General features: G+C 40.7%; 9 protein-coding genes. All 9 read right to left on the bottom strand.

What is annotated here, in order from left to right; genetic code table 11:
- Positions 1-519: 519 nt before the first annotated feature.
- From LEP1GSC049_RS223860 to LEP1GSC049_RS223900, 9 genes are read right to left on the bottom strand one after another with little or no spacing between them, the layout of a single operon-like run.
- Positions 520-2,025 (bottom strand): NADH-quinone oxidoreductase subunit N, encoded by a 1,506-nt coding sequence (locus tag LEP1GSC049_RS223860; RefSeq protein ID WP_016560345.1) that lies wholly within the window; start codon positions 2,023-2,025, stop codon positions 520-522.
- The gene (locus tag LEP1GSC049_RS223865) at positions 2,022-3,710 is read right to left on the bottom strand and encodes an NADH-quinone oxidoreductase subunit M (RefSeq protein WP_025184059.1); all 1,689 of its coding nucleotides are present in this window, start codon (positions 3,708-3,710) and stop codon (positions 2,022-2,024) included. The genes LEP1GSC049_RS223860 and LEP1GSC049_RS223865 overlap by 4 nt, the downstream gene beginning before the upstream one ends.
- Before the next feature lies 1 nt (position 3,711).
- Positions 3,712-5,661, bottom strand: coding sequence for an NADH-quinone oxidoreductase subunit L (nuoL, locus tag LEP1GSC049_RS223870; RefSeq protein WP_016748166.1), 1,950 nt, complete (start codon positions 5,659-5,661; stop codon positions 3,712-3,714).
- 4 nt (positions 5,662-5,665) lie between these two features.
- Positions 5,666-5,986 (bottom strand): NADH-quinone oxidoreductase subunit NuoK, encoded by a 321-nt coding sequence (gene nuoK / locus LEP1GSC049_RS223875; RefSeq protein WP_004755427.1) that lies wholly within the window; start codon positions 5,984-5,986, stop codon positions 5,666-5,668.
- Complete coding sequence (locus tag LEP1GSC049_RS223880; RefSeq protein WP_004754543.1) at positions 5,983-6,672, bottom strand: NADH-quinone oxidoreductase subunit J family protein; 690 nt, start codon at positions 6,670-6,672, stop codon at positions 5,983-5,985. The genes nuoK and LEP1GSC049_RS223880 overlap by 4 nt, the downstream gene beginning before the upstream one ends.
- 13 nt (positions 6,673-6,685) lie before the next feature.
- Positions 6,686-7,726, bottom strand: coding sequence for an NADH-quinone oxidoreductase subunit NuoH (gene nuoH, locus LEP1GSC049_RS223885; protein ID WP_016560341.1), 1,041 nt, complete (start codon positions 7,724-7,726; stop codon positions 6,686-6,688).
- The gene (nuoF, locus tag LEP1GSC049_RS223890; RefSeq protein WP_004754836.1) at positions 7,723-9,051 is read right to left on the bottom strand and encodes an NADH-quinone oxidoreductase subunit NuoF; all 1,329 of its coding nucleotides are present in this window, start codon (positions 9,049-9,051) and stop codon (positions 7,723-7,725) included. Before nuoF ends, nuoH begins: the two co-directional genes overlap by 4 nt.
- A gap of 15 nt (positions 9,052-9,066) precedes the next feature.
- Complete coding sequence (gene nuoE, locus LEP1GSC049_RS223895) at positions 9,067-9,546, bottom strand: NADH-quinone oxidoreductase subunit NuoE (protein ID WP_004755126.1); 480 nt, start codon at positions 9,544-9,546, stop codon at positions 9,067-9,069.
- Positions 9,546-10,763 (bottom strand): NADH-quinone oxidoreductase subunit D, encoded by a 1,218-nt coding sequence (locus LEP1GSC049_RS223900; RefSeq protein WP_004759203.1) that lies wholly within the window; start codon positions 10,761-10,763, stop codon positions 9,546-9,548. Before LEP1GSC049_RS223900 ends, nuoE begins: the two co-directional genes overlap by 1 nt.

The raw sequence follows: 10,763 nt of genomic DNA, 5'->3' as shown, positions 1-10,763 counted from the left end.
CAGTTTTACAGAGGATTTGTCGTAATTCCCACAGATTTAATATTGAAATCTAAATACTTGTGGGTAAGGTTATGGCTCTCTATGGATCGCGTTTGAAACTCAACACAACGCTCTCTATGGATCGCGTTGTGGGGTGGGAACTCAGTTTTACAGAGGATTTGTTGTAATTCCGACAGATTTATATTAGAGTTGTTGAAAAATTAATTCTCCATCTGTTTCTATTTTATGCAAATCGGCAATTGAAGCAGTTTTGTTAATCGCCACTATGGAATTTTTCAACAACTCTATTGAGATCCAAATACTTGTGAGGTTGGTTATGGCTCTCTCAAACTAAAGCGTCTCGCTTCTATTGGCGCTCGACAGATCGCGTTTGAAATTGAAACCTAAGTCGAAATATTGTATTACGTTTCTTTTATGCAATTTATTGACCAGAGCCCGATTCTACTTTGCTACAGGCAAGCCGGATTCGCCCTAATTTTCTTACGTCGAACTCACGTTAATTTATGATCTGTTTTGAGTTCAATGAAAAACGGAACTCGATAATTTAAAATCGCCTAACACTAGTAAGTTGCCTGGAACTAGCAAAAACCATCCTACCGAAATCATTAAAAGGCACAAGACTACGACCGAAGTTACTCCTATGCTATAAGGAGCTGCGTGATTTCGAGATATTTCCCCTTCGTCACTACTCATAAAGGTTGCGATCCCGATTCTTAGATAATAATAAAGTGCTAATGCTGAATTGGTTACCCCACCTATGAGTAATATCCGATTCATGAGTGTTTCCGATTCTGCGAGTTTTTGAAATAAGAATAACTTTGCCCAAAATCCTCCAAAGGGTGGAACTCCCGCTAAAGACATGAAGAAAATGTTAATCGCTATTGCAGTTAAAGGTTTTACTCCGGATAAGGATTGAACGGAAAAGAAGGTCACTTGTCTGGTTCCTTCCTCCAAATAGGCGAGGATTGCAAACGCTCCTAAGCTCATAAATGAATATACGATCAAATAGAATATTACTTCTTCTTTGATCCCTGCTGAAATTCCGGCTACTACATAACCAGCGTGTGCGATCGAAGAATACGCGAGCATTCGTTTTAAATTTTCTTGTTTTAGTGCGAGTAAATTTCCGTAGATCATAGAACATAACGCAAGAATTCCAGGTAACCATGCCCAAGTACTATTTTCAAGTGGAAGGGGTAATTTTGTATATAACACTAAAAGTAGTCCGATCGATGCCGCTTTTGCTGCAGTGGACATATAACCTGTAACAGGCGTTAAAGCTCCTTCATACGCGTCTGGTGTCCAGGCGTGATATGGGAATAGCGCTATCTTAAACGCGACTCCTGTTATAAACAACACTAACCCTATCTTAGTAAAGTTTCCTTGATAACCTGCTATGATCAATGGTTTCAAAGCTTCAGTGATATTTGTAGAGCCGCTTCCCCCAAATAAAAAAGCGATTCCCATCAACATAAATCCAGAAGAGAAACTCCCCAATAGAAAATATTTCAATGTGGCTTCTAGAGAAAACAGATCACTTCTTGCCATTCCTATCAATATATATAAACATATACTCATTAGTTCCAAAGCTACGAATACTAGTATAAAATCTTGTCCCGTAGTCATTAGAGTCATTCCGCAAGCTGCAAATAGAAGTAATGGATAAAATTCAGGGAATTCTATTTTATGATTTTTTAATATTCTCGGAGCTACCGCGGCGGTTCCGATTGCCATAGAGATATAGATCAAATTCAACCAAAAAGATAGTACTGAATTTTCAATCTGCCCGCCAAAGTGAAATCCGTTTCCCGGAAATCGAAACGAACTATAAAATACGGCCACTAACGCCAAAAATAAAATCAGTCCCGAAACGTATCTTACAATTATATATTCTTTCGTTTTAAACAATACGGATAAACAGATCAAAGATATTCCACCCGCCGCCAAGACGAGTGCGGGTAAAATGGAAAGTAAGTCTGGCACATTCGGGATCATACTTTCATTAGCGACTTGTGCAAGATTCATTTTTGTGTCTCCTCATCGGAATTTTTTCGAATTGGTTCCGGTAAGGAATATCTGCTCGGGTATTTTTGTAGACGTTCCGCATAACTAGACGGCTCCACTCCCAAGGATTTATAAGAAGTGAATTTTCTTAGATGATCTACTTCCTTATGATACGGATCGTTTAAGCCTGCGTTCTTAAACGTTTCTTTGGTTCGATCTTCTATGACTTTTGCAGACGCAGAGTTTAATGCTACTTTTACGGAGGGTTCTAATACTTTTAAAAATGGTTTTGGATAAATTCCGATCCAAAATATCATAATTACGGTTGGTACTAAAATTACCCATTCTTTTAAATTGAGATCGTTGTGTTCGATTAGATTTTTTGTCGGTTCTCCAAAAATCATCCTTTTTGCAAATAACAAAAGATAACCCGCCGCGAACACTACTCCGGTTGCGGCTAACGCTCCGTATACGACGTTGGACTTGATACTTCCGAGTATAATTAAAAATTCTCCTATAAAACTATTCGTTCCTGGTACTCCGAGCGAAGAAAAAATTGCGATCGCAAAAAATACAGAAAATACAGGTAGTAGTTTAGACAATCCGCCTGCTTTTGAGATATTGTTGTTTCCGATTCTTTCGTGTAACATTCCAAGCATAAAGAATAACATTCCTGCCGTAAATCCGTGGTTAAGCATCTGTAACATTCCACCCGCCATCCCTTCTTCGGTGAAACTTAAAATTCCTAACATACAAAAACTCATGTGAGAAAGAGAAGAAAATGCTACGACTCGTTTAGAATTTTCTTGGGCCATCGCGATTACCGCTCCGTAGATGATTCCCGCGATGCATAGTGCTCCTAAAAATTCTCGGTATTCGAGCATCTCTTCCGGAAAAAGCGGGATTGCTAGTCGTATAAATCCATACAATCCGATTTTTAATAATATTCCAGAAAGGTCCACCGAACCCACGGTCGGAGCTTGTGAATGTACGTCCGGCATCCAAGTATGTAAAGGAAACAATGGAACCTTGATCGCAAACGCAAGTACGAATGCAAAAAACATAAACAATCGTATGTTCTTCGGTATTTCCGGTAGTAACCCGGTGGATAGTTCTTCGATTACGATCGTTCCTGTTTTAAAATATAATATTAGAATTCCTGCAAGCATCAATACAGATCCGGTAAAAGAAAAGATCAGATATTTGATTGCCGCTTTGACCCTTTGATCCTCTCCCCAGATTCCCACCATCAGAACCATGGGAGACACCATCGCTTCCCAGAAGATGTAAAACAATACCAAGTTGCCGGATAAAAATACTCCGTGTACGCTCATCTCTACAATCATTAGATAAACATAAAATTCGCGAATTCGATTTGTGATGCTAGTCCAAGTCGCCAGTGTGGAAAGAAAAAATAATAAAGAAGACATTCCACAAAGTAAAAGACTAAATCCGTCTAATCCGATATGGTAATCGATTTTCAGATTTCCTGAGATCACAATTCCCCATATTCGATCTACAAATTGAAGCGAAGAGTTCGTAGGATCGTATTTAAAATATAATCCTACGATGATTAAAAACGGAAGTAGTGTAAATGATCCTGCTATGAATCTTAACCAATTTACTTTGTTGGATAAAAATAAAAGTGGAACCCCAAGGAACGGTAAAAATAAAAAAATGCTCAATATATACGGTGGGAAATCCAAGTTACAACCCCCTCAATAGAAAAAAGGAAAGAATGACTACCGTTCCAAATACGATCAAAATAGCATAGTCTACTACGATTCCGGTTTGAGCCCTTCTGAGGACTAAAGAAATTGCGACCGCTACTCTTCCGGTTCCGCGCAACATCAGATCTAAGAAATTTCTTTCCACGTGATCTGCTAAAAATTTTCCGAGTAGTAGAATCGGTTCTACGATAAAGTTACGATAAAATTCATCCACGTAGTATTTTTTAGTAAGAATTTTTTTGATTCCAGTATGGGATTCTTCCGAGTCCGGAATTTTTTTTCCGTTCAAAAAGATCATTCTTGCGATAAATATTCCGGAAATTGCAATTGCTACGGATACTGCGATCAAACTCAGCTCGACAGTGGTTGTTGTTCCGACTTCGTGAGCGTCTAACGGTTGTTTTACGATCCTTTCCGAAATTTCGATTCCTCGAATAAAAACCGGACCGAAGTAACTTGTAAGTAATCTTACTCCTCCGTAAAAAAGATGAGGAACTTCCAAAAATCCGGTGACCGTCGCTCCAATAGATAAAATTATAAGGGGAATTGTCATCACAAGAGGTGATTCATGCAGATGCGACGTTTTATCTGAGGTTAGGCGGGAATCTCCGTAAAATGCTAAATACGTCATTCGAAACATATAAAACGCCGTTAAAAGTGCGGTTATAATTCCGAGTCCGTAAAACAAGGTTCCATAAGCATAAGCTTTTTCTAATATTAAATCTTTGGAGAAGAATCCACTGAATGGTGGTATTCCTGAAATTGCGAGCGACCCAATCAAAAAAGTGATCCATGTAATTCTCATCTGATTTTTGAGTCCGCCCATGTTGCGTAGATCTTGTTCGTGATGTAACGCGTGGATCACAGATCCAGACCCCAAAAATAGAAGAGCCTTAAAAAAAGCGTGGGTCATCAAATGAAAAAGCCCCGCGACATACGCTCCGGCTCCCATTGCCACAAACATATATCCGAGTTGTGAAACGGTAGAATAGGCCAGGACTTTTTTAATGTCGTTCTGAAAAAGCCCAATCGTCGCCGCAAAAAAGGCAGTGATCGATCCTATAACTACGATCCAATATCCGACTTGTGGGGCGGATAAAAAAATAGGATTTAATCTTGCGATCAAAAAGATTCCCGCGGTTACCATTGTCGCCGCGTGAATGAGTGCAGATACAGGAGTGGGTCCAGCCATCGCGTCCGGAAGCCATACGTGTAGTGGAAGTTGTGCAGATTTTCCGATTGCTCCGATAAAAAAACAAGCCGCGGCTAACGGTAGTATATAACGAAAAGATGGTATTTCCAGAATCGCTTCTCCGATTACAGTAAAAGATACAGAACCTGTGTACCAAAATACGAGCGCAATTCCGAGTAACATTCCCAAATCTCCGATTCGGTTTACGATAAACGCCTTCATTCCGGCGTTCGCCGCGGATTCTTTATGATAATCGTAACCAATCAAGAGATATGAGCAAAGCCCCACTCCTTCCCATCCGAGAAAAAGAAGAATTAAGTTTTCTGCAAGTACCAGATTCAGCATCGCAAAAATGAACAGATTCAAATACGCGAAATAACGAGCAAACCCAGGATCGTCTTTCATGTATCCAATGCTGTATAAATGGATGAGAGATCCGATCCCAGTTATGATCAGAACCATATAAAGGGAGAGTTGATCTACTTGATAGGCAAGAGATACGTTTAGACCTCCCGTAGTGATCCAAGGAAATAAGGTGATGATTTCTGGAATTCTTCCCGTCGAAAACGGATTGAATTGATCCAAAGCAACCAAAGCCAAACCAAAGGATAGAAATACGACTCCGGTCGAAATAATTCCGGTAAATCCTTTCAGCCATTTGCCGAAAAGACCGGAAATCATAAATCCAATCAAAGGAAGTGCAACTAACGTGGGTATGAGTATAGACATTTCCATTCTTCTACCATTTCATCAGATTCATTTCGTCTACGTAACTAGTCTTCTTTATCCTGTGGATTGCGATTACGATTGCCAACCCAATCGCCGCTTCGGCCGCTGCAATCGCCATCACGAAAAATACGACTACTTCTCCGTCGATTTGATGGAGCGCTTTTGAAAATGTTACGAATACTAGATTCACCGAATTTAAGATCAATTCTACCGACATAAAAATCAAAACGGCACTTCTTCTTACCATTACTCCCGCAACTCCGATCGTAAATAAAATCATCGCTAGTATGAGATAGTAATGAACTGGTATGCCGGAAATCCAAAGGTTCATGGTGTTTCTTTTCCTAAATTCTTTTTTCCGAGTACTACCGCGCCGAGCACTGCCGCAAGGAGCAGCACAGAGATGAGTTCAAAAGGAAGAAGGTATCGTAAAAACATGGCGCTTCCAACAACTGCGGTATTTCCGGAAGTGAGAGTGATTTGGTCCGTATCTTTCTCGTGCACATGGTTCTGATTTTTGGAAGTAGTTTCCGGAGCTTCAAAAGTTGATTTTGAGTTCGTTTGTTTTATGTTTTTAGAAATCTGAAACGAATAATCTACAAACTTTCCGTCTTTATTTTGAGAGTATCCGATCGGAACCGTGGTTTCGGAAGGAATTCCGTCTTGAACCGCAGTGATCAAAAGTACGCCTAAAAACATTACTAATCCTAAATATAATAGTTTTTTAATTGGTTTTTCGAAAATAAAAAACCGAGGTGCATCGTCCCGAAGCGACAGTAACATCAATACGAACACGACTAATACCATAATCGCTCCGGCGTAAACCAGTAGCTGCATTGTGGCTATAAAGATCGCGTTCATCACCGCGTAGATCGCTGCCAGTGAAAAAAAACTGAGCACTAGAAGCACCGCGGCAGTAATTGGATTCGGATGAAAGATTACTCCCAACGAACTGAGTATCATCACCGAGGCGAATAGAAAAAACAAAAGCAGTTGAGGTTGGTCTGTAAATGGCATATTGATTATATTCTTAAAATTGTATATAGATGCTCGCGATCATTATGTTTAAAATTGCCCAAGGAATTAGCTTTTTCCATCCCAAGGACATCAGTTGATCGTAACGGAAACGAGGGAGAGTCCACCTTACCCATAAAAATAAGAAGGTAAAAAACAGAACCTTACTTAAAAAGAAGGCAAGTCCGAATAACGGTTGTAATACGTTCCCTTCTAAAATCCCGAACGGAACCTGATACCCTCCGAAAAATAGAAGCGTCACCACGCAGCTCATTGTGATCATATTCATATATTCCGCGATAAAAAATAACGCGAACTTAAAGGCTCCGTATTCTGTATGAAATCCGACTACAAGTTCCGATTCCGCTTCGGCTAAATCGAAAGGTAATCGGTTGGTTTCTGCAAACATGGCAACTACGAACAAACAAAATGCGATTAGTCCCGGAAGTTTGAAAATGTTCCAGAGTCCTACTTGAGACGCGCTGATGTCCGTTAACTTTAAGGAACCGGTAAGAATTACGATCGAAACCACGCTCATTCCGAGAGGAAGTTCATAGCTGATCATCTGTGCCGTTGAACGGACTGCACCTAACAACGAATATTTGTTATTACTCGCCCAACCTGCTATGATAATTCCATAAACTGCTAAAGAGGAAATCGCAAATAAAAATAAAATTCCTGTATCCGGATTCGCGATTTGTAGATCTAAAAATGTAAGTCCTGTTTGTTTTTCGATCCAGTGAGGAAGTGGAATTTGTCCTCCTAAAGGAACCACGGACCAAGCCATGATCGCGCAGGTCATAGAAATCGCAGGGGCGATCAGATACATTATCTTGTTTACTTGAACGGGAAAAACTTCCTCTTTAGTCAAAAATTTAATTCCATCTGCAAGAGGTTGTAACAATCCCCAAAAACCGGCGCGGTTTGGACCTTTTCGATCCTGGATAAAACCTGCCACCTTTCTTTCTGCAAGAGTGTAATACGCGCAGGCGGTGATCAGTATAAAAAAGAAAAGCACACTTTTTAAAAGCCAAAATAGAATTTCATTCCAATTCATGGAGTTGCCTTTTCTCCTTCCGTCGTGATCCTATCTTCTTTTCTTCTTCGAGGATGATCGGGTACAATCGGTTTTTCTTTCAATTTTGCATCAAACTCAGAACGGAACTTTTGTAATGCGGGACGAACCGCTCCTACACATGCGTCTGAAAGTGGACAGATCGTGGTTCCACCTTCCATGTTTCTAGATAAAGAAAAAATCAGATCTATGTCTTGAACCGTTCCTTCTCCTTCTCTGATTTTATACAAAAGGTCTCGGACCCAATGAGTTCCTTCTCTACAAGGTGTACACTGACCGCAGGATTCGTGTGCATAAAAACGGGCGAATCGATACGTGGTTTCTACAATGTCAGTTCCTTCTGCAAGAACGATCACCGCTCCGGAACCGAGCATGGTTTTATGAGCGGCCATAGATTCAAAATCCATATTTGCGGTTTTACATTCTTCTGCAGTGAGAATCGGAACGGAGGATCCTCCTGGTATGATTGCTTTGAGGGGTTTATCGTCTATGATTCCACCACAAAGATCATTCACTAATTCTAATAAAGGAGTTCCTAATTCGATTTCGTAAACGCCCGGTTTTTTTACGTGACCTGACACGCTGAATAGTCTCGTTCCTGGAGATTTTTCAGTTCCTATTTTAGAATACCAATCCGCGCCCTTGTCTAAAATATGAGGAATCGCTGAAAAAGTCTCTACGTTGTTGACTACGGTTGGAGAACGATAAAGTCCCGACACGGCGGGGAAGGGGGGTTTTAATCTAGGATGACCTCTTCTTCCTTCGAGTGAATTGATCAGTGCGGTTTCTTCTCCGCAGATATAAGCGCCCGCTCCTTCGTAAAGAATTAGATCAAAATCAAATCCGCTTCCTAATATATTTTTTCCTAAATATCCTTTTTCATAGGCCTCGTCGATTGCTGCCTGCATGGCTTTCGCGCCTTTTTGGAATTCTCCTCGGATATAAAAAAATCCTTTGTTGGAACCGATCGCTCGTGCCCCTATGATCATTCCTTCTATGATCTGGTGTGGAAGGTTCTCGATCAGTTTACGATCTTTGAATGTTCCGGGTTCTCCTTCGTCCGCGTTGCAGATGATATATTTTGGTTTTGGAATGTCTTTGGGGATAAAGGACCACTTGAGACCGGTCGGAAAACCGGCCCCGCCCCTTCCTCTGAGTCCGGATTTTTTGACTTCTGCGATGATGTCGTCCGGTTTCATTTGAAGCGCTTTTTTCATTCCATCGTATCCGTGTACGGATTCGTAAAACTCCAGTTTGGTGGACTGAGGGTTGTCAATGTATTTCGTAAGAAGTTTCATTTCTGCCATAAGGATTTCCTTTTGTCAGTTCAGATCGTCTAAAATCTGATCTACTTTTTCGGGGGTCAGATGTTCGTAAAAATCATCGTTGATTTGCACCATAGGAGCATATCCACAAGCACCTAAACATTCTACTTCTTCTAAGGTGAATTTTTGATCCGACGTGGTTTGTCCGGTATGAATCCCGAGACGTTTACAAATATGTTCTTCGATCTCATCACTTCCACGCAGATAACAACTAGAAGTTCCACAAATTTGGATATGATATTTACCGACGGGTTTTTTATTGTAGAGTGTATAAAACGTGGCAACTCCGTAGACTTGCGCCAGAGAAATCGGATCTCCTAAACGTTCTGCAATGTAGTTCATTCCTTCTTGATCTACAAATCCGTTTTCTCTTTGTAGAATGTAGAGACAAGGTAGTATAAGAGAACGTTTATCCGGAAACGCTTCCAGCATTTTTTGAAATCTTTTTTCGGAAGTTTCGCTGAACTTGTAACTCATCAGCAATCTAATTCCCCCGCGATTACGTTCAAAGAACTCATGGTCGCGACCGAATCCGCAAGAAGTCCGCCTCGCACTAGTTCTGCAAAGGATTGATAATACCAAAAACAAGGGCGTCTAACGTGTACTCTCCAAGGTGATTTTTCACCTTCGGATACGATGTAAAATCCTAGTTCTCCGTTGGCGGCTTCTGTGGCCATATAATATTCTCCCGGAGGAACCTTAACTCCGTGCATGATGATCTTAAAATGATAGATCAATTCTTCCATGTTGTTATAAACTTTATTCTTTTCGGGCAAATATGCGTGAGGCAGATCCGCGTGCCAAGATCCGCTCGGAATTCCGTCTACGAGCTGTTCGATGATCCGGATTGATTGACGCATTTCTTCCATTCTTACTAAACTTCTATGTAGAACGCTTCCGTCTTCTCCGATCGGAACGTCAAAATCTACTCTGTCGTAAAATAGATAAGGTTCGTCTTTACGAACGTCCCAGTCTACTCCCGCAGCGCGTAGATTGGGGCCAGTGTATCCATAAGCGATCGCGTTTTCAGCGGAAATTCCACCGATCCCTTCGGTGCGTCCTAGAAAAATTTTATTTTTTAAGAGAAGGTTGTTGAATTCTTCAATGGCCGGTTTGAGTCCTTTACAGACCAGTTTGACTTCTTTTACAAAGTCCGGATAAATATCTTTTTCAAGACCTCCAATTCTACAAAACGTAGTGGTGAGTCTAGCGCCTGTTAGTTTTTCGATGATCTGATAGATGTTTTCTCTATGATGAAACAGATGTAACATCCCTGAAAATGCACCTAAATCCACACCTAAAATTCCAGTGCAGATGATATGATCTATGATCCTGGAAAGTTCGGAGATGATCATTCTAACATACGTTACACGATCCGGAACTTCCACCTGCATCATTTTTTCCACGGCCAAAATCCAGCCTATGTTATTGAGTGGAGTGGAAACATAATTCATCCGGTCGGTACAAACTAAAAATTGATTGTAAGTATAACGTTCTCCTAATTTTTCAAAACAACGATGTACATATCCGATTACGGATTCCGCTTCTACGATTCTTTCTCCGTCGATTTGGATCACGTTTTGTAGAATTCCGTGTGTGGCTGGATGAGACGGTCCCAAGTTTACGAGTAGATGGCCTTCGGGAAGATTTTTATATTTTTGTTCGAAGTGTTCTGCTGTTTTTTCGTACATCAT

It is taken from the genome of Leptospira kirschneri serovar Cynopteri str. 3522 CT (assembly GCF_000243695.2).
GTDB lineage: Bacteria > Spirochaetota > Leptospiria > Leptospirales > Leptospiraceae > Leptospira > Leptospira kirschneri.
Note: the sequence above shows the minus strand (reverse complement) of the source record. Positions and strands in the feature narration are given on the sequence as shown.

Excerpts from the sequence above, each read along its gene's own strand:
- nuoL (WP_016748166.1), bottom strand. The coding sequence starts at position 5,661 with ATGGAAATGTCTATACTCATACCCACGTTAGTTGCACTTCCTTTGATT.
- LEP1GSC049_RS223880 (WP_004754543.1), bottom strand. The coding sequence starts at position 6,672 with ATGCCATTTACAGACCAACCTCAACTGCTTTTGTTTTTTCTATTCGCC.
- nuoE (WP_004755126.1), bottom strand. The coding sequence starts at position 9,546 with ATGAGTTACAAGTTCAGCGAAACTTCCGAAAAAAGATTTCAAAAAATG.
- LEP1GSC049_RS223900 (WP_004759203.1), bottom strand. The coding sequence starts at position 10,763 with ATGATGTACGAAAAAACAGCAGAACACTTCGAACAAAAATATAAAAAT.
- nuoF (WP_004754836.1), bottom strand. The coding sequence starts at position 9,051 with ATGGCAGAAATGAAACTTCTTACGAAATACATTGACAACCCTCAGTCC.
- nuoH (WP_016560341.1), bottom strand. The coding sequence starts at position 7,726 with ATGAATTGGAATGAAATTCTATTTTGGCTTTTAAAAAGTGTGCTTTTC.
- nuoK (WP_004755427.1), bottom strand. The coding sequence starts at position 5,986 with ATGAACCTTTGGATTTCCGGCATACCAGTTCATTACTATCTCATACTA.
- LEP1GSC049_RS223860 (WP_016560345.1), bottom strand. The coding sequence starts at position 2,025 with ATGAATCTTGCACAAGTCGCTAATGAAAGTATGATCCCGAATGTGCCA.